The organism is Streptomyces sp. ATCC 21386, from assembly GCF_018728545.1.
Classification (GTDB): domain Bacteria; phylum Actinomycetota; class Actinomycetes; order Streptomycetales; family Streptomycetaceae; genus Streptomyces.
Map to the genome: position 1 here is coordinate 4,338,762 of NZ_JAAVVL010000001.1, position 25,483 is coordinate 4,364,244.

General features: G+C 72.6%; 15 protein-coding genes and 1 pseudogene. 7 read left to right on the plus strand and 9 right to left on the minus strand.

Annotated features, from left to right (window positions below; all coding sequences use genetic code 11):
• Position 1 precedes the first annotated feature (1 nt).
• From GWK25_RS18780 to GWK25_RS18810, 7 genes are all read right to left on the minus strand, one after another.
• Positions 2 to 1,186, minus strand: coding sequence for a glycosyltransferase (locus GWK25_RS18780; protein WP_215451727.1), 1,185 nt, complete (start codon positions 1,184 to 1,186; stop codon positions 2 to 4).
• Positions 1,183 to 1,992, minus strand: a complete 810-nt coding sequence (locus tag GWK25_RS18785; RefSeq protein ID WP_308404261.1) for an alpha/beta fold hydrolase — start codon at positions 1,990 to 1,992, stop codon at positions 1,183 to 1,185. Before GWK25_RS18785 ends, GWK25_RS18780 begins: the two co-directional genes overlap by 4 nt.
• Positions 1,989 to 2,288, minus strand: a complete 300-nt coding sequence (locus GWK25_RS18790) for an acyl carrier protein (protein ID WP_215451728.1) — start codon at positions 2,286 to 2,288, stop codon at positions 1,989 to 1,991. Before GWK25_RS18790 ends, GWK25_RS18785 begins: the two co-directional genes overlap by 4 nt.
• Entirely contained in the window at positions 2,285 to 6,949 is a 4,665-nt protein-coding gene (locus GWK25_RS18795) for a type I polyketide synthase (RefSeq protein WP_215451729.1), read from the minus strand. Before GWK25_RS18795 ends, GWK25_RS18790 begins: the two co-directional genes overlap by 4 nt.
• A gap of 8 nt (positions 6,950 to 6,957) precedes the next feature.
• Entirely contained in the window at positions 6,958 to 13,935 is a 6,978-nt protein-coding gene (locus tag GWK25_RS18800) for a type I polyketide synthase (protein WP_215451730.1), read from the minus strand.
• Positions 13,936 to 14,381: 446 nt separating this feature from the next.
• Complete coding sequence (locus tag GWK25_RS18805; RefSeq protein ID WP_308404262.1) at positions 14,382 to 15,245, minus strand: dienelactone hydrolase family protein; 864 nt, start codon at positions 15,243 to 15,245, stop codon at positions 14,382 to 14,384.
• A 22-nt stretch (positions 15,246 to 15,267) separates the two neighbouring features.
• Positions 15,268 to 15,930 carry a Tat pathway signal sequence domain protein gene (locus GWK25_RS18810; RefSeq protein WP_215451731.1) on the minus strand — a complete coding sequence of 221 codons (663 nt, stop codon included), beginning with the start codon at positions 15,928 to 15,930 and terminating at the stop codon, positions 15,268 to 15,270.
• Between the two features lie 321 nt (positions 15,931 to 16,251).
• Between GWK25_RS18810 and GWK25_RS18815 the strand changes: the two genes are divergently transcribed.
• Complete coding sequence (locus GWK25_RS18815; protein WP_215451732.1) at positions 16,252 to 16,995, plus strand: TetR/AcrR family transcriptional regulator; 744 nt, start codon at positions 16,252 to 16,254, stop codon at positions 16,993 to 16,995.
• A gap of 708 nt (positions 16,996 to 17,703) precedes the next feature.
• Positions 17,704 to 17,988: pseudogene (locus GWK25_RS18820) on the plus strand (transposase); the annotation flags it as partial.
• A gap of 98 nt (positions 17,989 to 18,086) precedes the next feature.
• On the opposite strand, the gene GWK25_RS18825 reads toward GWK25_RS18820, so the two are convergent.
• Positions 18,087 to 18,266, minus strand: coding sequence for a hypothetical protein (locus tag GWK25_RS18825; RefSeq protein WP_374200719.1), 180 nt, complete (start codon positions 18,264 to 18,266; stop codon positions 18,087 to 18,089).
• 232 nt (positions 18,267 to 18,498) lie between these two features.
• On the opposite strand from GWK25_RS18825, the gene GWK25_RS18830 reads away from it, so the two are divergent.
• The 5 genes from GWK25_RS18830 to GWK25_RS18850 all read left to right on the plus strand — a co-directional run bounded on the left by GWK25_RS18830 (position 18,499) and on the right by GWK25_RS18850 (position 24,515).
• Positions 18,499 to 19,110 (plus strand): hypothetical protein, encoded by a 612-nt coding sequence (locus GWK25_RS18830; protein WP_215451733.1) that lies wholly within the window; start codon positions 18,499 to 18,501, stop codon positions 19,108 to 19,110.
• Between the two features lie 187 nt (positions 19,111 to 19,297).
• Positions 19,298 to 22,921, plus strand: a complete 3,624-nt coding sequence (locus GWK25_RS18835) for a helix-turn-helix domain-containing protein (protein ID WP_215451734.1) — start codon at positions 19,298 to 19,300, stop codon at positions 22,919 to 22,921.
• A 185-nt stretch (positions 22,922 to 23,106) separates the two neighbouring features.
• The gene (locus GWK25_RS18840; RefSeq protein ID WP_215451735.1) at positions 23,107 to 23,517 is read left to right on the plus strand and encodes a peptidoglycan-binding protein; all 411 of its coding nucleotides are present in this window, start codon (positions 23,107 to 23,109) and stop codon (positions 23,515 to 23,517) included.
• Positions 23,518 to 23,570: 53 nt separating this feature from the next.
• On the plus strand, positions 23,571 to 24,029 hold the full coding sequence (locus GWK25_RS18845) for a hypothetical protein (protein WP_215451736.1): 459 nt from the start codon (positions 23,571 to 23,573) through the stop codon (positions 24,027 to 24,029).
• A 267-nt stretch (positions 24,030 to 24,296) separates the two neighbouring features.
• Entirely contained in the window at positions 24,297 to 24,515 is a 219-nt protein-coding gene (locus tag GWK25_RS18850; RefSeq protein WP_251828917.1) for a hypothetical protein, read from the plus strand.
• Positions 24,516 to 24,571: 56 nt separating this feature from the next.
• On the opposite strand, the gene GWK25_RS18855 is transcribed toward GWK25_RS18850, so the two are convergent.
• Positions 24,572 to 25,405, minus strand: coding sequence for an IS5 family transposase (locus GWK25_RS18855; protein WP_215451737.1), 834 nt, complete (start codon positions 25,403 to 25,405; stop codon positions 24,572 to 24,574).
• Positions 25,406 to 25,483: the final 78 nt, after the last annotated feature.

Below are 25,483 nucleotides of genomic sequence, written 5' to 3' on the forward strand. Positions count from 1 at the left end.
CTCACCGCTGCCGTGACTCCTGCGGCTCCCGTGGCTTCTGTGCCGCGAACTTCTCCAGGTACGCCGCCGCGGCAGCTGCCCCGCCCGCCGCACGGAAGGAGTCCCCGACGCGCCGGGCCGCCGCGCGGTAGGCGGGCTCGTCGAGTACGGCGTCGAGGGCGGCACCGATCCGCCGGCGGTCGGCGTGCCCGAAGCGCACCCGCACTCCGGCGCCGGCGCCGGTGACCTGGCCGGCGATCAGTGGCTGGTCGTCCCGGATGGGCGCGACCACCAGCGGTACGCCGTGCCACAGGCACTCGGCGACGGTGTTCTGCCCGGCGTGGCTGACCATCGCGGACGCCCGGCGCAGGAGCGGCAGTTGGGGGATCCGGGGCAGCACCAGGAGGTCGGCGTCGGACTCTTGGCCGAGTACCCCTCCGGGGTCGGCGACCACCGCCTGCAGCCGCCGCCCGCGCTCCCGCGCGGCGGCCGCGCACTCGGCGAGGAAACGCGCCCCCAGGTCGGTGTTGGCGGTGCCGAGTGAGACCAGGACGGTGGCCCGGTGCTCGTCCAGCCACTCCCAGGGGAAGTCGGCCGCCGGGCGCCCGGTGAACGCCGGACCGACGTACCGCAGCTGCGGCAGCCGAGGGCCCGGGCCCGCGAGTTCGGGGGTGGTGAAGGAGAGCACCAGGTCGGGGGAGAAGCGCGGATCGTGGGTGCGCCCCGGGTCGCCGAGGCGGGCGCGCAGCTCCGCGACGAGCCCGGCGGTCCACTGAGCCACCTTCGGCATGCCGTCCAGGGCGTCGCTGAACTCCGCCGGGGTGGTCGACGCGGTGGCGTACGGCACCCCGAGGCGCTCGGCGACGAGGGCACCGGCGAGGGTCTGCTGGTCGGCGACGACGACATCGGGCCGGAACTCCTCGACCGCGCGGCGCACACCGGGCGCCATCGCCCCGGCGAGCGGCACGAGGAACTCCTCCCACAGGAAACGCAAGGCTGCGGCACCGCGCAGGTCAGCCGGACGTTCCGGGAGCGTGGGCACGTCGCACGGGTACACCTCGGCGTCGGGCCCGGCCAGTTCCCCGACGAACCCGGGCAGCCCGGCCCAGGCGGCCCGGTGCCCGCGTCCGGTCAGCTCGGCGGCCACACTGACCGCCGGGTTGACGTGCCCGACCAAGGGCGGCACGACGAACAGAAAGCGGCTCACGGCGCGACCAGCTCCCGGTGGCCGTCCCGTAGCCAGTCGAGCACCAGCGGGACGACCGTCTCGGGGGTGCCGACGAGCACGGAGTGCCCGTGCCCGGGCACCGTCACGGTGCGGCAGCGGGGCAGCAGCGATTCCAGCCAGGGCGCCGTGTCGGCCAGGTCGGAGGTGGCGCCGTACACCGCGCAGACCGGCACGTGCAGGCTCTGCCAGGACTCCTCGCCGGGGACGGGGCAGGACGCGATGTCCTCGGCGATGGAGGTGCCGTGCAGCAGCCGGGTGGCCCAGCGCACCAGGCGGGCCTCGTGGCGGCCGTAGGTCTCCTCGATCCACGGCAGGGTGCGCTCGTCGTGGAGCTGGTGGGCGGAGCCGGCCAGGATGCCGCTCATCTTCTTCGCCCAGGCGGCGGTCGGCGGCTCGGACTCGAGCATCAGGATGCCGGCGACCCGCTCCGGGCGGCGCAGCGCGTAGGCGAGGGCGACGGTGCCGCCGAAGGAGTTGCCGATCAGGTGGACGGGCCCTTCCAGGGCGAGGGCGTCGAGGAGCGCGTCCAGGTCGCCGCTGAATTCATCGATGCCGTAGCCGCGCGGCGGGCGGGAGCTGCGGCCGTGGCCGCGCTGGTCGTACATCACGACGTCGTGTCCGGCTGCGGCGAGCGCGGGCGCGATGGTGAAGTAGTAGCTGGTCAGGTTGTCGGTGGCGATGCCGTGCACGAGGACCACCGTCTGGGGCGGGCCCGGTGCCGGGGTGGGTGCGCCGCTCAGCCGCTCCACGTTCAGCCGGATCCCGCCCGCCTCGATCGTGGTCACCGCAGGCACCCCGCGATGTACTGGACGAGTTGTCCGACGGTCAGTCCGATGATGTCGGAGAGTTCGAGCGAGGCGAACCAGGCGGGGAAGTCGACCCGGTCGCCGTAGCGCCCGCCCAGCTCGGCGGTGAGCGTGACCAGGTCGATGGACTCCAGGTCGAGGTCCTCCACGAAGCGGGTGTCGGGGGTGATCGGGGTGTCGTCCAGTTCGAGGTCGTCGAGGACCGTGTGCAGAGCGTCGGTGACCTCGGTGAGGACGGTGGCGTACGCGTGGCCGGTGGTGGCGGGGCTGGTCATGATGGGCTCTCCTCGGTCCAAGCGACGGTGTAGGTACGGGTGGGCAGCCCCGGCGGGTTGGTCACGTCGGTGAGCCGGATGCGCCGCAGCCGGCCGGAGGGCGCCCGGACCGTGAGGGCACGGGCGCCGTCTTCGACCTCGACCGCCGTGAAGTCCCGCGGTCGGCCGCCCAGTCCGTTGCCCTCGGCCTTGGCCGCGGCTTCCTTGGCGGCCCAGAACCGGGTCAGCGGGCCGGGGCCGCCGCCGAGCCCGGTGAAGAGCACCCGCTCGTCCGGGGCGAGGATGGCGTCGTAGGCCGTTTCGGGGCGCTCGACGATCTCCTCGATGTCGATGCCGGTGCCCGTGCCGGGGCTGTCGGCGGCGGGGCGGACGAGTGCGACCGCGGCCTCCCGGCAGTGCGCCAGCGACAGTTCCAGCGGCGGGAGTTCTCTGCCGTGGACGCCCTCGGGGCGCGGTCTGCCGCCAGGGTCGTTGACGACCCGTATCTCGGCGGGGAAGACGGGGCCCGCGCCGTGCGCCCACAGGTGGCGGCGTACGGCGTCCTTGGCGGCGATCCGGCCGAGCAGCCACGGGCGCCGGCCGCGCGGGGGGCGCCCGGCGTACTGCTCGCGCTCAGGGCCCGCGAGCTGGCTGCGCATGTATATCTCGCGGGATGCGGGGTCGGGCCAGCGTTCGAAGAGCAGCTGCCAGCCGCCCTCCTGGGTTTCCGAGAGAGTGTTGTGCTCGGGCCATCGTTTGACCGAATCGGCCTCGGGCGGCGAGTCGAAGCGCCGGTCCCGCCAGCCGCGGATCTCGGCCCAGACCTCGCCGTCGCGGGCGAGCTGCGCGTCAGCCACCAGGGCGGTGTCCGTCACGGTGGTGACCCTGATGTGGCAGTCGAGTGCGGTGCCCTGTTCCGGGGGCGGGCCGTGGAAACGGATCTCGTCGACGCCCATCGGGAAGACGATGGTGCGGTCGGGGTGCGTGGCCATCAGCCAGTAGCCGAGCAGCTGACCGACGTTGTCGAGGAGCGCGCCGGGCGCGGACGGGGTGGTCAGGACACCGCGGACGTGCCGCTCGCCGAGCGCGCCGATCTCGGTGACGCCGCGGAACCGCGGCCCGTGGAACATCCAGCGGTCGTCGTACATCTGCCGCGCGGACACAGCCGGACGGCTCTCCGGGGCGTCCGTCCGCCACGGCCGTGGGCGGGGCTTGGTGTCGTGCCCGTGGGCGGTCTCGACCGTGGCGCGGGCGAAGCGCCCGAACTCCACGGCGTACCGCCCCTGTCCCTCGGGCCGGGCCGTGACCGTGGCCTCGGTGGGCGGGGCGGCGACGGTCCACTGCAGGAACCGGGCGTCGTGCACGGCCACGGCCCTCCCCGGGCCGGGCACGGCGTCGATCATGTGCTGCACCAGGGTGGTGGCGGGCACCACGGGCCAGCGGTCGGCGATCTCGGGCCAGTGCGCGGGCTGCCGGAAGAAACAGTGGTCGGTGAGGTACGGCATGGTGTCGAGTGCGATGCGCAGGGTGATGGCGCGAGGGGTGAGGGCAGGCGGCGGCACCGCCCCGGTCGCCGAGGGCTCGGGGGGCGGCGCCGCGGGCGCGGTGCGGCGCGGGGCCGCCGCCGCGGCGAACAGCTCCGCCAGTTCCGCTGCCGTGTCCGCCGTCTCGCCGAGCAGCGAGCGCAGTTCGGCCGCCACGGGGCTCCGCGCGGCCACGGCCGCGAGCCGGTCCATCCCGGGGGCGGGTGCCGCGCGCAGGGTGCTGCGGAGCCGGTCCCGGGTGGCGGCGTCGAGCGAGACGAGCCCGGAGCCGAGGGTGAGGGGGACGGTGACGGGGGTGGGGGCGGGGACGGGGACGGCTCGCGGGCTGTCCGCGGCCGTACGGACGGTCTGCGCCGTAGGGTCGGTCTCCGCCGTACGGGCAGGCGCCGCCGTCGACCGAGGCGTGGCCCCCGCCCGCAGCGCCGCGAAGTCCGGCTCGGCGCCGTGCGACCAGAGTCCGGCCGCCACCCGGTACAGCTGCGAAAGCCCGCTGTGCCGGGGCGTGTTGGCGCTGAGCGTCAGGCACGCGCGGCTGGTGAGGGTGTCGTCCACGAGAGCCGGCAGCTGGCCCTGGCCCAGCTGTACGAAGGCCCGGAACCCGGCGTCGTACAGGGCCGTGGTGAGCTGCCGGAAGCGGACCGGTTCGAGCAGGTGGCGCAGGAAGAGCGTGCGGGCCGCGGCCTCGTCGGCCGGGAAGGGAGCGGCGGTCGTGGCGGACCAGACGGGCACCCGGGGCGGGTGCAGCGTGAAGCCGCGCGCGGCCTTCTCGATGGAGGTGAGGTACGGGGCGAGCATCGGCGTGTGGAAGCCGGACTCGAAGGGCAGCAGCCGACCGAGCACTCCCGCGCCGCGCAGCCGCCCGGTGAGCGCCTCGACCTGGTCGTGAGGCCCGCAGACGACGGTCTGGTGGGGCGCGTTGTCGTGCGAGACGACGACGTCCGGGTACGCCGCGAGCTCGGCGTCCACCTGGTCCGCACCGGTGCCGAACGCGGCGAAGGCGAGCCCCGGGACGCGTAGCGTGGCCGGGTCGAAGTCCCGCAGGAAGGCGTCGACCTCGGCGTCGGCGTACATCCCGCCGACCGCCATCGCCGTCCATTCCCCCACACTGTGCCCGGCCAGCGCGTCCGGCCGGACGCCGATCCGGGCGAGCGCTCCGGCGAGCAGCCGGCCGAGGCCGACGACGGCCGCGCCGTGCCGGGCGACGTCGCCCACGCGGGCGTCCGGCCAGTGCGGTGCGGGCAGGCCGAAGTGGCGGGCGACGTCCTCGGCCCGCGGCTCGAACTCGGCCTCCAGCCCCGGGCACAGGAAGGCGATCTTCCCGCCGCCCGTGCCGAGCACCGGCCGCGGCGCGCACCAGACGTCGCTCCGGCCGCCCCAGGTACGGGCACGGGCGACTGCCTTGCGGGCCAGGGCGAGGCGGCGGTCGGTGGGGTCCAGGACGGCGACGCGGGCGCCCCCGGCTCCCCTCGCTCCGCCCTCGGCGGCGGCCCCGCGCAGCTCGGTGTCGTCGGCGTCGAGCAGTTCGGCGAGGTCCTGCGGGGTCGCGGCGGCGAGCCGCAACAGCCGGGGCGGCTCGGCCACTTCGGCACGGTCCGCGCGGGCAGCAGGCCCAGCGCCCGGGCCGCCGGGCGCCGGGGCCGCAGGCGCGACGGCCGAAGCCGGTGCGGGAGCCGACGCCGGGGCAGGCGCCCATGCGGGGGCAGGTACGGACTCCGGTACCGACTCCAGGACGACGTGGGCGTTGATCCCGCCGAAGCCGAAGGCGCTGACCGCGGCACGTCGGACGTCCCCGTCCCAGGGCCGTGCCTGCCGGGCCGGAGCGAAGCGGGTGACGCGGAGCGCCGGGTGCGGGTCGTCGCAGTGCAGGGTCGGCAGGAGCATGCCGTGGTGCACCGCCAGGGCCGCCTTGACGAGGCCCGCCACACCCGCCGCCGGCATCGTGTGGCCGATCATCGACTTCACGGAGCCGATCACGGCTTCGGGCCCGGTGTTCGGGTCCGGCGGCCCGAACACCTCGGCCAGCGCGGCCAGTTCGGCCCGGTCGCCGCCGGGGGTTCCGGTGCCGTGCGCCTCCAGGAGGCCGAGCGACCCCGGTGCCGCCGGGTCGAGCCCCGCCGCCGCCCAGGCGAGCCGGACGGCGCGGGCCTGGCCGCCGGGGTCCGGGTTGACCAGGGAGCCGGCCCGGCCGTCGCCGGCCACGCCGACGCCGCGGACGACGGCGTAGATCCGGTCGCCGTCGCGCCGCGCGTCCGCGAGCCGTTTGAGTACGACCACGCCGGTGCCCTCGCCCATCAGCACGCCGTCCGCGTCCCGGTGGAACGGGCGGATCCGCTGGGACGGCGACAGCGCCCGCAGCCGGCTGAAGACGGACCAGAGCGTGATGTCGTGGCAGTGGTGCACGCCGCCCGCGAGCATCACGTCGCAGCTGCCCGCGGCGAGCGCGCCGACAGCCTGGTCCAGTGCGACGAGCGAGGAGGCGCAGGCCGCGTCCACGGTGTAGGCGGGGCCACGCAGGTCGAGCCGGTTGGCGACCCGGGACGCCGCGAAGTTGGGCACCAGGCCGATCACCGACTCGGGGCTCTGGTCCCCGCCGAGCGCGGCCGTGAACGCCGTCCGTACCGCGTCGAGCCGCTCGCCGTCCAGCTCGGGGAGCAACTCGTGCAGGGTGCGCACCAGTTGGGCGGAGGTACGCATGCGCTGGTCGAGTCGGGCGAGCCCGTCGCTCAGATAACCGCCGCGGCCGAGCACGACACCGACCCGGGAGCGGTCTTCGGGCAGTGCGGCCTCTCCCGCGTCGGCGAGCGCGGCCGCGGCGGTGCGCAGTGCGATCAGCTGGTCGGGTTCGGTGCCGGGCACGGAGTCCGGCATGAGTCCGAAGACGGTCGGGTCGAAGGCGGCGAGCGCGTCGAGCCCGTCGACGAAGCCGCCGCGGCGGCAGTAGACGCCGTCGAGGCCGCGCCGTCCGTCCGGGTCGTAGTAGGTGTCCGCGTCCCAGCGGGCCTTGGGCACCTCGGAGATGGCGTCTGCGCCGGTGACGAGGTTGTGCCAGTACGCGCCCAGGTCACAGGCGCCGGGCAGGGTCACCGCCATGCCGACGATGGCGACGGGCTGCCGGTGCTGCGGGGCGGTCGGTCGCATCGTGGGGCTCACCGGCCCGACGCCGTCAGGACGACCTCGTCGGTCTCCGGCTCGCCCCAGGCCAGCTCCCGCAGCAGCGCGAGCACGCCCTCCTCCGGGTCGATCAGCTCGATGCCGCGGCGCGCGTACTCCCGGCCCAGCTCGGGGCCGACCATGCCGCCGTGCACCCCGGCCGGTGCCCACGGGCCCCAGTGCACGGTGACGGTACGGCTGCCGGTGTCGGCGCGCCAGCGGCGGGCGAGGCGGGCGAGTGCGTCGTTGGCGGCGGCGTAGTCGGCCTGGCCGCGGTTGCCGTACACCGCCGCGACGGAGCCGAACATGACGGTGAAGGCGGGCAGTTGGGGAAGTCGCCGGAGAGCCGAGAGCAGTGCGCGGGCGCCGTCCACCTTGGTGCCGTAGACCCGTTCGAAGGAGACGGGGTCCTTCTCGGCGAGCAGTCGGTCCTCGATCACTCCGGCGGCGTGTACGACCCCGTCGATCCGGCCGTACGCCGCGTACGTCTCCTTGACCGCCTGCTGCACGGCCTCCGCGTCCCGCAGGTCGAGTGCCCGGTACCCGGCCCGGCCGCCCGCGTCGTGTACCTCGGCCAGGGTCGCGGCGATCTCGCGGCGGGACAGGATGCGGCCCGCTTCGCGGTCGATCTCGGCGGTGCTCAGACCGCCCCGGGCGGCGAGCGCCGCACGCAGCGCGGGCAGGTCGGTGGCATGGGCCGGCTCGTGGTGCCCGCCCGTGCCGTCGTCGAGCGGCGTACGCCCGATCAGTTCGACCCGGCAGCGTGCGGCGGCGGCAAGGGCGAGGGTGAACCGGGCTGTGATGCCGCGTGCGCCGCCCGCGAGGACGACGACCGACTCCGGGCCGAGCCCGAGTGCCGCGGCAGCGGCGGCGCCGGAGGAGGCGGGCCCGGCGCCGAGGGAGACGGGCGGGCCCAGAGGGCTCTCGTACGGTACCGGGGCGCGGCGGAGCCCGCAGGTGCGCAGCACGACGGGCTCCCGGTCGGGCGCCAGCAGTTCCCCGACGAGCGCCTCGGCCTGCTCGGTGGCGGGCTCGTCTGGGTCGAGCTCCACGGTGCGGACCGCGGTGTCGGGGTATTCGCGGGCCGCGGTGCGCACGAAGCCGTCGATGCCGCTGGTGTCGTCGGGGAGGCGGGGGCAGAGCAGCCGGCGCGGGCCGCGCAGCAGCAGTTCCTGGAGCACGGTGAGCTTCGCGGGCAGCAGTTGCTGTTCCGCACCCGCGAGAGCGCCCAGGTGCAGCACTCCGTCGACCGGGCCGGTGTGCCCGGCGAGCTGTGCGGTGTCCGGGCCGCCCCGGGCGGCGAGCGCGCCGAGTGCGGTGAGCCGGGTGACGAGTGCCCGTGCGAGGGGCGTGTCGTCCGCGACGATCAGGAACCGCTTCCCGCGCAGCTGTACCGCGCCTTCGGCGCCGGGCACGGGCGCCGGGGCGAGCGGGGCGGGCCGCAGCAGATAGCGGCGGGGAGCCCGGCCGGTGAGCGGGGCGGGGGACTCCTCGGCCACGGGGGCCGAGGTGGCGAGGGCGGGTGCCGGGTCCGGGTCGGCGGGCGCCTTCACGCGGGCCCGCAGCCAGTCGGCGATCCCGGCGGCGGTGCGCTCCCGGGTCAGCTCCTCCAGGTCCGCGTCCGGCAACGACCGCAGATCCGCACCCGAGCCCAGCAGCCGCCGTCCCAGCTCCCCGGCGATCTCCGTCCGCTTGATCGAATCCACACTCAGATCCGCCTCCAGATCCGCCTCCGCACCCACCATCTCCACCGGATATCCCGTACGTTCCGCGATCACCGCCAGCACCTCGGCCAGTACATCCACCCCTGCCGGAGCGGGAGCGCGGGCCGGAGCCGGAGCGAGAGCGGCCGGAGCCGGGGCCGGAAGGGGCTCGGGGGCCGGCGGAGCCGCCTGCGGCGCGGGCGGAGCCCCGAGGTAGCCGAGGAGCACGTCCCGTTGTGCGGCCAGCATCTCCCGGCTGTTGCGCAGGAACTCCCGGAGCAGTTCTTCCCGTTCGCCTGTCGTCGTCGCCTCACCGGTCCGCTCTCCGGCCCGTGGGATGCCCGAGATGCGCCGGGCCGGGCGCAGGGCTCCCGGAACCGGCCGGCCGTCCGCCGTGCGTACGAGGTGGCCGTCGACCGTCCAGCCGGGCCGCTCCGGCACGGCGGCCGGGTCGGCGATTACCGTGTCGCGTCCGGTGAAGAGCCGTGCGGGCGCCACCGGGACACCGGCCGCGGCGAGCCGGGCCAGGGCTTCGAGGTGGCCGCGCAGGCCCGCGTCGGGGCGGGGTTCGAACGGGACGGCGACGTGCGGCCGGTCGCCGAGGATCTGGCCGACCAGACCGGTGAGCACCGTGCCGGGCCCGCACTCGACGAAGATCCGGGCCCCGGCGTCGTACATCGCCTCGATCTGCTCGGCGAAACGGACGGGGGCGGCGATCTGCTCGGCGAGGTCGGCCCGTATCCGGGCGGGGTCCCCGGCATGGCGGGTGCCGGTGAGATTGGCCCAGACCGGGAACTCGGGGCCGCGCACGGTGTACGTCGTCAGGATCTCGGCGAAGCGGGACACGGCCCCGGCGACCAGCGGGCTGTGGAAGGCGCAGGCGACGGGCAGCGGGCGGACGGCGAACCCGGCGTCGGTGAGCGCGTCGACGGCTTCGGCGACGGCGTCCCTCGGGCCCGAGAGCACGCTCTGCGCGGGCGCGTTGTGGTTGGCGACGACGACCCACTCGGCCAGGCCTGCCCCGGCGAGCACCCGGGTCACCTGCTCGGCGGAGGCCACGGCGGCGGCCATGGTGCCGGGATCGGACCCCTGTGCGCCGATCGCGGCGAGGATCGCCTCGGCCCGCTCCCGGCTGAGGTCACCGAGCGTGTCGGGGTCGAGGGCGCCCGCGGCGCAGAGCGCGACGAGTTCGCCGTAGGAGTGCCCTGCGGCCATGTCGGGGCGGACACCGACCGCGGTGAGGGTGTCGTACGCGGCGAGGCCGACCGCCCCGAGCGCGGGCTGGGCGTGGCGGGTGTCGGTGAGCCGGGCGACCTGTGCGGCGCGTTCGGCGGCGTCGAAGGCGGCGGGCGGGAAGAGGGCGGCGGCCGGGGCGTGGTACAGGTGGCGGCCGAGTTCGGGGAAGGCGGTGAACAGCTCGGCGAACATGCCGGGGCGCTGGCTGCCCTGGCCGGGGAAGAGGAACGCCACCTTGCCACCGTCGTTGCTTTCGCCACGGTCGTCGCCGTCGGCCGTCCCGGCGGGGGCGCCTGTGGCCGGGAACACTCCGCTTCTCCCGGGCGTGCCGTCGAGGAGGTCCCGTATCAGGTGCGGGAGTTCGGTGACGGACTCGGCGACCACGGCACCGAGGAGCGGGCCCGGGCCGGTCTCCGCGCGCTGTGCGGCGGTACGCGCCAGGTCCCGCAGCCGCCAGTGGCCGCTCGCCGCGAGGCCGGCGAGTTCCTCGGCCGCCGCGCGGGTGCGGAAGACGAACAGCTCGGCGGGCCAGACGTCGTGGCTCTGGCGCGGCGGCGCTCCGGCGTCGGCGTGGGCCCGCAGCACCACGTGGAAGTTGGTGCCGCCGAATCCGAAGGCGCTCACCCCGGCGACGCGGCGGGCGGCGGGCTCGGCCCAGGGCCGGGCCTCGTTGTGGAAGACGAATGGGCTGTCGGGGCCGGTCCAGACGGGGTTGGGCACGTCGATGTGCAGGGTGGGCGGGCGCACCCCGGTATGCAGGGCGAGCGCGGTCTTGATCAGTCCGGCGAGACCGGCGGCGCACTTGGTGTGCCCGATCTGGGACTTGACGGAGCCCACGACGCAGCTGCCGGGCGCGGCCCCGGCCTCCTCGAACAGCCGGGTGAGCGTGCTGAGTTCGGTGCGGTCGCCGACGACGGTGCCGGTGCCGTGGGCCTCGATCAGGCCGACCTCGGCGGGCGAGACGCGGGCCTGCGCGTAGGCGCGTTCCAGGGCGGCGCGCTGGCCCTCGGGGCGGGGCGCGGTCAGGCCGAGGGAGCGGCCGTCGCTGGCGCTGCCGACGCCCTCGATGACGGCGTAGATCCGGTCGCCGTCCCGCTCGGCGTCGGCGCGGCGCTTGAGCACGAGACAGGCGACGCCCTCGCCGAGTGCGATGCCGTCGGCGGCCGCGTCGAACGTGCGGCAGCGGCCGGTGGGCGACAGCGCGTGCGCGGAGGAGAAGAGCAGGTAGTCGTTGATGCCGTTGTGCAGGTCGGCGCCCCCGCACAGGGCCACATCGGCGGCACCGAAGGCCAGTTCCTTGCAGGCGGCGTCGACGGCGGCCAGGGAGGAGGCGCAGGCGGCGTCGACGGTGTAGTTGGCGCCGCCGAGGTCGAGCCGGTTGGCTATCCGGCCGGCGATGACGTTGGCGAGCATGCCGGGGAAGGAGTCCTCGGTGAGCTTCGGGAGCTGTTCCTCCAGGTCCTCGGGAAGACGGCCGATGTACGAGGGCAGGACGCTGCGCAGCGTCGCGGCGCCGGAGATCTCGCTGCCCGCCTCGGCACCGAAGACGACGCAGGTCCGCTCGCGCGGAAAGGCCCGGCGGTCGAGCCCGGCGTCGGCGAGCGCCCGCCTGGCCGCCTCCAGGGCGAGGAGCTGGACGGGTTCGATGGCGGGCAGGGAGGCGGGCGGGATGCCGTAGGCCAGCGGGTCGAAGGGGATCGGGGGCAGGAAACCGCCCCACTTGGACGCGGACACGTCGTCCGCCTCGGCGTCCGCGCCGAAGTGCAGCGCGGGATCCCAGCGGGTGTCCGGGACCTCGGTGATCGCGTCGGCGCCGGCGAGCACCTGGGCCCAGTAGGCGGGCAGGTCGGCGGCGCCGGGGAACATGCCGGCCATGCCGACGACGGCGATGTCGAGCCGTTCGGGAGCGGGGGCCGGGTTCCGTGCGGGTACCGTACCGCCCGCGTCGCGGACGTCTGCGGCGAGTTCGGCGGTGCGGCGCCCGTAGAAGTCGGCGGCCCCGTCGGTGACCGCGTGGTGCAGGGCGGCGACGGTGGTGACGGCGGAGCGGAGCACGGCGACCTCGCCGGCCATGAACATGCCCGCTTCGCGCTGGCGCTCCTCGTCGACGTCGAGCAGCTCGTCGCCGACCCGCTCGACGCCCTTGCTGGCGATGCGCAGGCGGCCGACGTTGAGCCGCTCCAGCTCCTGCCAGACCTGCCGCTCGGGTATCCCCTGAGTCCGCAGCTCGTCCTTGACCTGCTGGTACGTGTCGCTGAACGCGCTGGGCAGGCAGCGGGTGGTGTGGCCGGGCGCGGTGTGCAGGAGTGCGGTCGACGTGGCGTCCAAGGCCGCGCGCTGGAACAGCGGCCGGATGGCGCCGCACTCGACGGCCTCCTCGGTGAAGAGGTAGCCGGTGCCCATCAGAACGCCGACGACGGCACCGCGGGTGGTGAGCGGGGCGGCGAGCGCGGCGACCATGGCGGCGGAGCGCTCGTCGTGGATGCCGCCCGCGAACAGCACCTGTAGGTCCTGTGGGTCGGCGGCGTCACCGCCATCGGTGTGACCGACGTCGGCCGCCGCGTCGAGGAAGTCCTCCAGGACGGCCAGTTGCGCCTCCCAGAGCGGGAAGCTGTTGCGCGGCCCGATGTGCCCGCCGCACTCGGCGCCCTCGAAGACGAAGCGCCGGACGCCGGCCGCCAGGAACTGGCCGAGCAGCCCGGGTGACGGGACGTGCAGAAAGGTACGGATGCCCTCGGCCTCCAGAGCGGCCGCCTGGGAGGGACGGCCGCCCGCGATGACGGCGTGGCTGGGGCGCAGCTCACGGATGGCCTCCAGTTGGGCGGTGCGTATCTCTTCCGGAACGAAGCCGAGGATGCCGACGCCCCAGGAGCGGTCGCCGAGAGCGGACCTGGTCTGCTCGAGCAGGGTGCGGGTCTGCTCGGGCCCGGCCAGGGCGAGCGCGACGATCGGCAGTCCGCCGCCGTCCGCGACGGCCGCCGCGAACCGCGCCTGGTCGCTGACCCGCGTCATCGGGCCCTGGACGACCGGCAGCGCGGTGCCGAGCGCCCGGCACATCGGCGAGCCGCCGCGCAGCACGGCGCCGTCGTCGGCCACGGCGGCGTCGATGCCCTCCGTGACGGCGGCGAGGGCGCGGTCCACGGTGCCGTACCGCTCGGCGAACCGGGCGGCGAGAAAGGCATCCTGGCCCAGCGGCAGGGGCCGGTCGCGCAGGACGGCCGGGAGGCCGGGGCGGCTCCGGTCGAGCACCCGGCGGCCGTCGACGACGACGGTCTCGGTGCCGTCGGCGGCGCGCAGCAGACCGGCGGCCGCGGGGGCCGTACCGGCCTCGTCGAGCAGCGCGAGCTGGATGTCCAGTACGACTCCGCGGGCGCCCGCGAGCACGGCGGCGGCCGCGGTGTGCGGCCCGATGCCCCCGCAGGCCCACACCGGCAGGTCGGCCGGTACGGCGCCGAGGACGCGCTGGAGCAGCACGAAGGTGGAGTGTTCGCCGCAGGGGCCGCCGGACTCCTCGCCGCGCACGACGAGCCCGGTGACACCGGCGGCCACGGCCCGGACGGCCTCGTCGGGACCGCGAACCTCGGCGAGCACGGCGGGGTCCGCGGCGGCGGCGCGGGCGGCGGCCCGGACCTCGGCGGCCACGGCCCGGACGGCCTCGTCGGGACCGCGAACCTCGGCGAGCACGGCGGGGTCCGCGGCGGCGGCGCGGGCGGCGGCCCGGACCTCGGCGACGGTCCAGGGCGCGTCGGGGGCGAGGAGCACGGTGCACGGTCCGGCGGCGGCCGGGTCCGCGGTGCGCCGCGTTCCGGCGGGCGCCGGGGCCCACAGCTCTTCGGGGCGCAGCGCACAGTCGGCGGGGACCCGCACGCCGTGGCGGCCGGGCGCCCACTGCCGCAAGAGGGTCAGGGCCTCGCGGGCGGCGCGGGCGCCCGGGCCGAGGTCGAGGACACCGGACCCACCGGCCCGGCAGACGGCGGCGACGAGGCGGGGGTCCGGTGCACCCAACGGGCTGACACCGATAACGGTGTGCGTCATGGGGGGAGGCTCCTCTGTGCGATCGAGGGGGGTGTGCGATCGGGCCGAGCGGATTCGGCGCACGCCGCGCGCTCTGGAGCTGATGACCCGTCAGATACTAATGGGTAGTCAGTTATCTGGCTGCACCCTCGACATCGATCTCAGTGAAGAGGAACCGCAACGAGCCGGACCCGGTCGCCACAGAGCTCGGCCATGTCGTTGATGTCGGAAATCGGCATGACCGCCGGCCGTGACCGCCCGCCTGTCCGCGCGGCCTCTCGTAGCTGACCTCGCCTCCCGGGTTCCATGCACAGATCCGGAGGTCACCCGCGAGAGACCACGGACCCCTGCCGGCGCCGTGACCGATTCGCCCCTGCCCGCCGCCGCCCCGGTCGCGTTCGCGGCAGGCACGGATGACCGTGGGGGCCCGTGCCTGCCGCGCTTTCGCTGGGTTGCATCCGCTGGGGTTACAGCGGGCAGGTGATCTGGAGGACGACCGTGTTGGGGTCGTTGGGGGTGGGGCAGAGGAACTGGTCGTAGCGGGTGTCGTTGTCGACGAAGCGCTTCAGCCAGGAAACGCTGTACTGGGCGATGGTGGTGTTCGGGTCGGTGAAGGTGAAGTGATCGGCGTCCTTGAGCACGATGAGCGACTTGTCGGGGGCGTTGGCCAGCCCGTTGTAGAAGGGCAGGGCGAAGTCGTCGACGGAGGCGACGGTGTCACCGTCGGCGCCGAAGATCATGGTGGGCACCGTGACCCGGCTGGAGACGTCGCCGAGGTCCCAGGGCGCCAGCGGGATGGCCGCCTTGAGCGACGGGGTGCTCGCCGCGCTCTGCAGCGAGCCGCCGCCACCCATCGACCAGCCCATCACGGCCAGCCGGCCGGGGTCGATCCGGTTCTTCACCGTGCTCTGGGCCGTCAGATAGGTGAGTGCGGCGAGTTGCTGCCTACTGCGGTCCGCGGGGAAGTCCCACAGCGCATTGGTGTTCAGGGTCATCACCACGAAACCCTGGGAGGCCAGCCGGGGTCCGTACCAGGCGATGTCCGACTGCGAGGCGAGGAAGCCGGGCATGATGACGATGGCACCGAAGGTGCCCTGGCTGGTGTCGGTGGGGTAGTAGACGGTGCCGCTGTTGAAGCCTTGGCCGCTGCCTGCCGGCACGGTGACCGAGGCGATGGCGAAGGGACCGGTTTCGGCGGTGATGCTCTCCAGGGTCGGGATCGGGCCGCGCTCGTAGGGGGTGTCGGAATCAGCCTGGGCCGGGGTGGCGAGGGTGGTCGCCATGACGACCGCCACGATCGCCATGAGTGCTCGGAACGGGAGCGGTTTCACGGGGGTCCTCTCGGACAGGCTGTCAGTTGGTGTAGATAGCGGGAGAGCCGCTGACGCTGCTGTCGACCACGGGGGCGTAGGTGGCGGTGAAGTAGCCGTTGGCCGTGCACAGCGCCGAGCCGGAGACCTTGGTGAACTTCTGGTTGGTGAAGGTCAGACTGTTGTCGCTGTTGGAGCTCACCGCGGAGAGGCTGGGCGCCTGGTAGACGCAGGTGATGGAGCCCAGCAGAGTGGAGAGCGCCACCGTGGTCTGGATCGCGCTGCCCGGGGCCGCGGTCACCGTGACGGTTCCGTCGGAGGAGGCGGCTGTGTTGTAGGGCAGGCCGTCGACGGTGATCCTCTGCACCTCGAAGACGCCGAAGACGTTGCTGGTGCAGCCGTTGAAGGTCTGGGAGGTCGCGGACTCGGTGGCGGTGCCCGGGGCGGCGGGGTTCGCCGTCACCGTGGCGGAGAGTGTCGATTCGGTGCAGGTGATGCCGGAGGTGCCGTTGCTGCTGGTGGCGAGGGTGGCGTTGGTGCCGCTCGCCAACGACGCAGTGAGTACGTCGCCGACGGAGACGGCGTTGCCGCCGGCACTGCCGTAGGTGAGCACGGCGGCGTCCGCCGAGGCGGCGGTGGCCGGGAGGATGGCCAGGGCCGTCGAGGCAGCTGCGGCGATCAGGGTGGAAAGGGCGTATCTGCGCATGCGGGTTCCTCTGCTACTGGCATGGGTGACGAGCAGGGCCGGGCCGCTGCCTCCGGGGGAGTGGGGCAGCGGCCCGCGCATCGCCGTTCCCGGGTGAGATGAGTGAGAGGGAACGGCCGGACCGGCCCGGTCTCTGGCTGGGCGTCAGAGATCCGGTGCACTTGTTGCGGCCTTGCAGGGTGCGTGACACTGACGGGCCCCGGCCGCTCTACGACCGCGGGCCGCACGAGAAGAAAACCTGTGAGAGTTGTAAACCTGACGGGTATTCAAGTCAAGGCACGCGCACAAGAAGGCGCGCGCGAGTTCGAGAAAGGATGCGGAATGGCAGCAGGCTCGTCGGCGCGGCCTCCGCTGGTGCTGCCCGGTACCCGCGCGGGACGCGATCCGGAGCGTTCCCTGCGGCGTGGACCGCGCCGCACCCCGCCCGAGGTGGTCGCCGCCAACCAGCGCGACCGGCTCCTGGACGGCTTCGTCCGCACCGTCGCCCAGGTCGGCTACGCCCGCACCCGGGTCAGCGACATCTGCCAGGCGGCAGGCGTGACCAGGCCGGTCTTCTACGAGCTGTTCAAGGGCAAGGAGGACGCCTTCCTCGCTGCCCACCAGTACGGCACCTCCCTGGTCTTCGGCGCCATGGAGGAGGCCCACGCCCAGGCCTCCGACTGGCCGGGCCGGGTGCGCGCCGGGCTCGGCGCGCTGCTCGGCATCCTCGCCAACGCGCCCGAATTCGCCGCCATGGCCATCGTGGAGATCGACGCGGTCGGCCCGGCCGGGCGGGAGGCACGCGAGGAGCTGCTGGCCCGCTTCCGGGACTTCTTCACCGACCTACCCGAGGTCGAACTTCCCATCCCGGCCGAGGAGTTGGTCGACATGGTGATCGGCGGGGTGTACTCCGCGATCTACCGGCGGATCGCCGCCGGCCGAACCGCCGAGCTGCCCGGCCTGCTGCCCGGCCTGGCCTTCTCCGTACTGGCCCCCTTCCTCGGCCCGGAACGCGCAGCTGCCGACCTGGCCGACCCGGCACCCTCCGCCAACCCCGTCCCGGCCTGCCCGGCCCCGGAGACCTGATTCCGAATACAGCGGAAGATCGCGTCATCGCCCCGGAACGGCCCACGCCCGTCGCACGCGCAAACTGTGACACGCGTCCACCGGAGCGATGACGCACCAGCCATCCCAAGGCCCCGCACCCAATGAGCGACTCCTCACCGCATGTGGGATGGCCACGTCGGCCTGGTACAAGGCCCGATTGCGTGCGAACTGATCGCCGGGCGGCAGGACGGCCTGCTCAGCCCCGGCCGCGGCCCTCTCGTGCTGGTCGAGGTCTGCCCGCGCGGGGGCTTCGAGCCCGGCCGGTTCGGCGGGCGTGCAGAACTCCAGCACGTCAGGATCGGCGTCGCTCGGCCCCTTGGCGTACAGGCGGTGAGCACGCACGATCGCTTGATCAGCGGCGCTCGCCTCGCCCAGGAGCGGCGCCCAGCCACCGGCCTCCCGCATCGCGCATCGCACATCCGCGCCGAGCCGTACGACTTCACCACTGTCTGCGCGCCCCTTGGCTCCCGAAAACACCGTCTGCACAAGCTCGTTGACACCCATCACATGAAGGTCAACGACCCTGACAACTCTCCGTCACCACCGAATGTGAGACAGGCCAAATCAACGGCGGATCTGACGATCAAGGAGACAGGTCTGATGCCGGAGGCCGCTGTGGAGAACGAGCAGGCCGAGCAGGTGGTTGAGGCGCCGTCGGGTGCGGTGTCGGACGAGCAGCTCGTTGCGATGCTGGTTGACCGGGCCCGGAACGAGGGCTGCAGCTGACCGGCGAGGGCGGGCTGTTGCAGATGCTGACCAAGCGGGTGCTGGAGTCCGCCCTGGAAGGCGAGATCACCGACCACGTCGGCTATGAGAAGCACGACCCGGCCGGGAAGAACAACGGCAACAGCCGCAACAGCCGCAACGGCACCCGGGCCAAGACCGTGGATGACCGATGTCGGCCCGGTGGAGGTGAGGGTGCCCCGCGACACCGCCGGCACCTTCGAGCCGCAGGTCGTCAAGAAGGCAGAACCGCCCGCTCGACCGCGTCTACCCGGTCCAGTTCGTGGACGCCATCAACGTCAAGATCCGGGTTCTGTCGACGATCTTGTGATCCGGTGGGTTGGGGCTCATCGTGTGAGCAGGACGCGTTTGCGAAGGAGATCGAGGCCGGCGCGGCCGAACACCTGGCGTTTCAGCATTTTCAGTCGGTTGATGTTGCCCTCGACGGCGCCGGAGCTGTGGGGCAGGGACAGTCCGTTGCAGACGGCGTCGAAGTCGCGGCGGAGGTTGCGGGGCGAAGCCCGCAAGCGGAGCCAGGCTGTCCCGTTCGACGTTGGTGATCCATCGCGCCCTTACCACCGGTTATGGAGATTGATAGGTGCCCCGGAAGGGGCTGCCCATCAACTCTGAGAGCACTGAAGTTGGTGGCGTTCACCCCGTGTCGGGGAGCTCGAGGCCCTTGACACGTGCTGTCCAGCAACTCCATCGCCAAGGTGTGCTTGCCTCGATCGGCCACGCACACCGCCAAAGGGAGGGTTCGTGAAGTTCGTCAAAGGTGTCCTCGCCGCCGTCATGGTGGCCGGGATGATGTCGGCTGCCGCGCCATCGGCCTCGGCACAGCCGACGGTGACCGAGATGACAGGCCAGGCCGGCTCGATAGAGGTGGTCGGCCATGACGGTCGGCCGTTGTCCGCGGAAAGCATCGGGTACGGAGCGACCGGGTGGGCGCAAGCAGCCAATCCGCCGCTGGGCAGCAGCTTCGACGGGTACGTCAGCGGGGTACGGGTTCACTTCAGTAACGCCTACCAGTGGCTCGACCGCGGCGGCAGCTGGAGGTTCGGCAACGCACGGCTGTCCATGCAGTCCGACGGCAACCTGGTGTTGTACGACGTGCGGAACAACACTGCGCGCTGGGCAAGCAACACCAGGGGCTCCGGCGCCACCCGGATGCTGTTCCAGCCTGACGACAACCTGGTTCTCTACACCGCTAGTGAGGCCGCCCGGTGGGCGACGAACACCACCAACGACTGCGGCAACCTCGTCCCGCTGCTGGCACTGCAAGAGGATTCCAACTTCGTGATCTACTGCGGCCAGGTCAGCGGCGGCACCCTGCGCGTTCATCCGATCTGGGCCACCAACACCAGGTTCTGACAAGCCAGCGGAGCAGCCTCAGCGGAGGCTGCCTGGCGTAGTCCACGCGAGAGCGGATCGGCTCGACGGTGTCTGGCGGCGGTGCACCGGCGTACTCCACGGTTGGTCTGCATCGCCGAGCAGTCGATACACCGACCCATCGTGATCAACAGCAACGTCAAATCAACCGCAGGGAGAAAGGCAGAAGATGGGCCGCCGAGAGAGTCCGCTGGATCCGGGTGCTGGGCCTGTCCAGCGTTTCGCCCATCAGCTGCGCGCCCTGCGCCAGACGGCCGGCGGGATGACCTACCGCGCCATGGCCGAGCGTGTCGAGTACTCAGCCCCGACCCTGTCGGAGGCCGCCGCGGGAGAGCGGCTGCCTTCGCTCCCGGTGGTCCTGGCCTACGTGGCCGTGTGCGGCGGGGATCCTGAGGAGTGGGAACGGCGCTGGCAACAGGCGCTGGAAGAGTCCGTACAGCCGCCGCAGGACGACGCTTCGGGGGCGCCGTACTCGGGTCTGGCCCGATTCGAGCCGGACGACCATGACCGGTTCTTCGGTCGTGACCGTCTCATAGCGGCTCTGGTCCAGTTGGCGGGGGCGCACCGCTTCGTCGGTGTCGTCGGTACGTCCGGCAGCGGCAAGTCATCGCTGCTGCGGGCCGGGCTGATACCGGCCCTGCGCTGCGACCGCCCCTCCCAGGACCGTCCCGCTGCCATCAGGATCCTCACCCCGGGTGAACATCCGGCCACCGAGCACGCGCACGCCTTCAACCCTGTGGAGGGCGACGCGGATACCTGGGTGGTCGTGGACCAATTCGAGGAGGTCTACACCCTGTGCCAGGACGCCACCGAACGCGACCGGTTCATCGGTCAGTTGCTGAGCGCGCTCGATCCGGACCGCCGACTGCGGGTAGTGATCGCGGTGCGGGCGGACTTCTACGGCCACTGCGTCGACCACCGTGCCCTCGCCGACGCGCTGCAGAAGGCGCACTTACTGGTCAGACCGATGAGCGCGGAAGAGCTGCGGGAGGTGATCGTCAAGCCGGCGATGGCCCACGGCCTGACCCTTGAGCGTGCACTGACCGCCCGGATCATCGCCGATGTCGACGGTCAACCCGGTGCTTTGCCGATGATGTCCCACGCCCTGCTGGAGACTTGGCGCCGCCGCCGCGGAAAGACGCTCACGCTGCAGGCCTACGAAGCCGCCGGTGGCGTCCTTGGTGCCATCGCCGGCACGGCGGAACAGGTCTACACCCACCTGTCCTCCGAGCAGGCCGCTTTCGCCCGGCGCCTACTGCTGCGGCTGATCACACCGGGCGAGGGGGCGCAGGATTCCCGTCGCCCCGCCCGCCGCACCGAACTCGCCAGCCGCGGAGCCGAAGGTGCCGACGCCGCCCTGGTCCTGGACCATCTGGCCCGCGCCCGCCTGGTCACCCTCGATGACGGCACCGTCGACCTCGCCCACGAAGCGCTCATCACCGCGTGGCCCCGGCTGCGCACCTGGATCAACGAGGACCGCGAACTCCTGCACCACCACCGCCGCCTCACCGAGGCCGCGACCGCGTGGCAGGAACTGAACCGTGACCCCGGAGTCCTGTACCGCGGCTCGCGCCTGGCGTCAGCCGCCCAACTCGCGCGCATCTCACTGTCCACGGGCGAGCAGGAATTCCTTGAGGCCAGTCTGGCGGCGCAAGCGGCCGACCACACGGCGGCGGCCCGGAGCGCCCGGCACCGTCGGCAGGCGGTCGTGCTACTGAGTGTCCTTCTCCTGTTGACCGGCACCACTACTGTCTGGGCGCTACGGGGACAGCGAGCGGCCGAGCGCCAGCGCGATGTCGCGGTGTCCCGGGAACTCGCGGTGCGGTCGGACGCGCTTTTGTCCCAGCGGCCGGAGGCGGCGATGCTGCTGGCCCTCAGGGGATTCCGGCAAGCTCCCACGGTGGAGGCTCGCGGCAGCCTGTTCAGCGCCTACGGCATGTACCAGGCCACCGAGTTCACGGGACACACCGCGAGCGTGGAGACGGTGGTGTTCGGACCTGACGGCCGCACGCTCGCCACCGCCGGCGCCGACCACAGCGTCAAGCTGTGGAACACCACCACAGAACAGCTGCTTCGCACGCTGAGGGGGCACACCGACATGGTGACTTCGGTGGCGTTCAGCCCCAACGGCCGCACGCTCGCCACCGCCGGCGCCGACCACAGCGTCAAGCTGTGGAACACCACCACAGGGCGAGAGACCGCCACCCTCACAGGCCACACCGGCTCCGTCAACGCGGTGGCGTTCAGCCCCGATGGGCGCATCCTCGCCACCGGTGGCAGCGACGGCACCACGCGTCTGTGGAGCATGTCCACCCGCCGGACGGTTGCCAGGCTGACCGGGCACGACAGAGCGGTCAGAGCGGTGATCTTCTCACCCGACGGGCGCAGGGCGGCAACAGCCGGCACCGACGGCACGGTGCGGTTGTGGGACGTGACGTCGCGCCGCACGGCGGCTGTTCTCACCGGGCACACCGACGCCGTCGGTGCGCTGGCCTTCTCCCCGGACGGCCGCATCCTGGCATCGGGCGGCGACGACTCCACCGCCCGGCTGTGGAACGTCACAGCGAGGCGACCGGTCGCCGTCGTCCTACGAGGCCACGACAACTCCGTGGAATCGGTGGCCTTCAGCCCGGACGGCCGCACCCTGGCAACCGCCGGCGCAGACCAAGGACCCATGCTGTGGAACCCGCACACGCACCGCCGGAAGCACACTCTCCCCCGCTATGAGGACGTCGCCATGAACGGGGTGGCGTTCAGTTCCGACGGCCGCACCCTGGCAACCGCCGGCAAGGACGGCACGACGCGCCTGTGGGACACCGCAATACGTGAATCAACCGCCGTCCTCGGCGGGGAGAACGCCCTACGGTTGGCTTTCAGCCCTGACGGCCGTACCCTCGCCACCACTTCCCACTTGGGCACCGTCACATTGTGGGACCCCAGGCGCCGACGGGAACCGACGAAGCTCACTGGTCACGAGAACGCCACCTACGCCGCGGCCTTCAGCCCTGACGGCCGCACGCTTGCCACGGGCGGTGCCGACCGCACCGTCCGGCTGTGGGACACCGCCACGCACCAGCAGATCGCTGTCCTCACAGGACACACGAGCACCGTGCTGGCGGCTGCTTTCAGCCCCGACGGACGCACGCTCGCCACGGGCGGCTACGACCGGACCGTACGCCTGTGGAATGTGGCCGGACGGCGTACGTCCGCCGTGCTCAAGGGGCACAGCGACGGCGTCTTCGCTGTGGCCTTCAGCCCTGACGGGCATACGCTCGCCACGGCAGGCAGCGACCGAACAGCCAGATTGTGGAGCGTCACGAGCCGTCAGCCCGGTGCTGTGCTTGCAGGGCACACCGACGCCGTACACACCCTCGCGTTCAGCCCGGACGGGCGCACCCTCGCCACCGCCGGCGCAGACCGGACAGCCAAGCTGTGGAACACCGCCACACACGAGGTGACCGCCACCCTGACCGGTCACACCCAGGCAATCTCCGCTCTCACCTTCACCGGGGACGGGCAGACCATCATCACCGGCAGCCACGATCACACGCTGCGCCTGTGGCATGTGACGACACAACGCATTGAGGCCGTCATCTCCAGCGGAACGGACGACCGCATCGGCGCCCTCGCACTCAGCCCCGACGGTCACACCCTTCAAACCATCAGTGAGGGAAAGCGCCGCTCTTGGCTCCTCGAGACCCGACAGATCACCCAACGCATCTGTCAAGCCAGCACGATCCACCACTGGCCCACGCTCATGGCCGACTACCCCGGCGAAGCAATCTGCGCGTGAGCACGACCACCACGACGTCGGCCCAGCTTCATGTGCGGACGGCGCCCAGACCTCAACCAGGCCCACCGCGGGCCGACCCGAGGTTCTGCTTCCACGTGAACCTGCGCCTCGGGGCGGATCCAGCGGGCATCCGCACCGTCCCCTGCCATCCGTCCCTACCCACAGAATCTGGAGTGCCCGAACCCATGAAGCCCACCCTCAACCGCTGCCGCACCGCGACGGCGCTCGTCTCCCTCGCCCTGTTGGCCGGTGTGACCGGCAGCGGAGTCCTCGCCGCCGCGCCCAACGCCGCAGCGGCCACGGTCTACGCCTGCAACGTCACAGGCGGATTCGGACCGCTCAAGGTCGGCTACTACAGTGGGTCCACCGTGATTCCGTCCACCACCCAGGTGACTGCCGCAGGCAAGGAGGCGCAGTGCCTCCTGAAGCACCGGGGATACAACCCTGGCGCCATCGACGGCGTCTTCGGCGCCACGTCCCGAGCGGCGGCCAAGGACTTCCAGGAGAGCCGTAACGAACTGTGCGACGCGGGTTTGGCCGAGGACGGCAGCGTCGGCCCCAAGACCTGGCCCTGGCTTCGCTTCACAGGCTGCTGACCGACCGTTCGCACCTCTTCCTCGCACTGCGGAAACCACTCAAGGAGACTCGAATGAAAATGCCCCCCATCCTCACCCGAGGGCGCCGCGGCGCTGCCGTCGTCATGGCGGCGCTCGCCACGATCGGCCTCGCGTCGACCCCGGCATCCGGCGCACCCGTCAGCATCTACGCACGCAGCACCACCCCGGACTCCTACGCGTACGCCAGCTTCCAATGGAGCGACAACGGCGGTGTCTACAACATCGACATGAGCGTTCACGACTGGGAATGCGACGGTCACCCCACGTACGCGTACTTCCAGACCTACAGGGCCGGATCACAGACCTACGGCACCACGGTCCGCCGGTACGATCACAGCGGCTGCGACACGAGCGACTCAACGAGCTGGTCGAACCTGTACATCCCCGACAGCGGCGACAAGATCACCAGCCTGCGGCTGCGGGTCTGTGTGGACGACGCGGGCTCGGACACCTGCAAGTGGGGCAACCCACGCCAACGCCCACGCGCCTGAGCTTGACTCTGTCGGGGATCTTGGAGATGCCGGGGTCAGGTGCCCAGGGTGCGCCAGGACTTCGGCCGGGGGAGGGTCTGTACGGTGACCGGCCCTGTCCGCGAGGTCGGCCGCTGCCCTCGGGGACGGACGTCCTTCTGGCCGCCTCGGGTGCGCCACACTGGAAGGAGGCGGCCGACGTCGCCGCTCAACCCTCCCTGACCGCCGCCAAGTTGCGGGAGATCACTGGTGTACTCGCCTCCCCCTGACCCGGACACTGAACAGCGCATGCGCGTTCACCACGCTCACGCCGCCACGGCTCTGTCCGTCCAGACGGAGCCGGGCGGGGAGTTCAGGGGGTGGGCCGGGCGCACTCTGGGTGCCCCGGTCCGCACCGCCGACGGAGAGCCCGCCTGGCTGCGGCTGGTGTCCGCACCGGAGGCCAAAGCCGAGGGGAAGCTGTGGGACGGCGCCCCGGACGCGCAGCACGCCTGCTTCGGGGGTTGAGGAACATCCATGTCACATCGTGCGCTAAGTGAGCGTTTGGTTCTCGGTTGTCTGTTTCATTTGGTTGATGCGTCGCGCCAGTTGGTTGTGGCTTCGTGGGTGAGGCGGCGGGTCATGAGGTTGATGGCGGCCAGTTGGATCATGGCGGCTGATCGGTGGGGGTGGGTTTCGTAGTCGCGGGCCAGGCGGCGGTGGTGCATGAGCCAGCCGAGGGTGCGTTCGATGACCCAGCGGCGGGGCTGAACGTGGAAGCCGCGGGCGGTGGGGTCGCGTTGGACGATTTCGAGGTCGATGCCGAGGTGGGCTGCGTGTTCGACGGCTTTGGTCTTGTAGCCGTTGTCGGCCCAGGCTTTGGTGATGGTGGGGTGGCGTGCGGCGACGTTGGCGAGGAGTTGGGTGCCGGCGGCGGAGTCGTGGACGCTGGCGGCGGTGACGGCGACGGCCAGCAGGAGGCCGAGTGTGTCGGTGACGATGTGCCGCTTGCGTCCGATGATCTTCTTGGCTGGGTCGACGCCCTGGCTGGCCAGGTGGACGGTGGCGGAGGTTTTGATGCTCTGGCTGTCGATCAGGCAGGCGCTGGGCTCGCTTGAGCGGCCTTCGGCTTGGCGGACTTTGCCGCGTAAGAGGCCGGTGAGCTGGTCGAAGATGCCGTCGGCTTCCCAGTGGGCGAAGTAGCCGTAGACGGTCTGGTGGGGCGGGAAGTCGTGGGGCAGGTAGCGCCAGGGGATGCCGGTGCGGTCGACGTAGAGGATGGCGTTCATCAGGGCACGCAGGTCGTGGGTGGGTTTGCGGATGCCGTTGCGGGCCTGGCGCCAGGCTTCGAGGGTGGGGCGGATGAGTTCCCAGCGGGCGTCGGAGAGGTCGCTGGGGTAGGGCCGTGAGGGCTGCATGATGCCTGGGTATGCGGTGGCGGTCGGCCTGAGCAGGGCGTGTGCCGGAGGTGTTGGGTGCACCGGGGCGTGCGTCCC

Coding starts and splice junctions, on each gene's coding strand:
- GWK25_RS18850 (WP_251828917.1), top strand. CDS start 24,297: ATGCGCGTTCACCACGCTCACGCCGCCACGGCTCTGTCCGTCCAGACG.
- GWK25_RS18790 (WP_215451728.1), bottom strand. CDS start 2,288: ATGACCAGCCCCGCCACCACCGGCCACGCGTACGCCACCGTCCTCACC.
- GWK25_RS18815 (WP_215451732.1), top strand. CDS start 16,252: ATGGCAGCAGGCTCGTCGGCGCGGCCTCCGCTGGTGCTGCCCGGTACC.
- GWK25_RS18800 (WP_215451730.1), bottom strand. CDS start 13,935: ATGACGCACACCGTTATCGGTGTCAGCCCGTTGGGTGCACCGGACCCC.
- GWK25_RS18845 (WP_215451736.1), top strand. CDS start 23,571: ATGAAAATGCCCCCCATCCTCACCCGAGGGCGCCGCGGCGCTGCCGTC.
- GWK25_RS18835 (WP_215451734.1), top strand. CDS start 19,298: ATGGGCCGCCGAGAGAGTCCGCTGGATCCGGGTGCTGGGCCTGTCCAG.
- GWK25_RS18855 (WP_215451737.1), bottom strand. CDS start 25,405: ATGCAGCCCTCACGGCCCTACCCCAGCGACCTCTCCGACGCCCGCTGG.
- GWK25_RS18840 (WP_215451735.1), top strand. CDS start 23,107: ATGAAGCCCACCCTCAACCGCTGCCGCACCGCGACGGCGCTCGTCTCC.
- GWK25_RS18795 (WP_215451729.1), bottom strand. CDS start 6,949: ATGCGACCGACCGCCCCGCAGCACCGGCAGCCCGTCGCCATCGTCGGC.
- GWK25_RS18810 (WP_215451731.1), bottom strand. CDS start 15,930: ATGCGCAGATACGCCCTTTCCACCCTGATCGCCGCAGCTGCCTCGACG.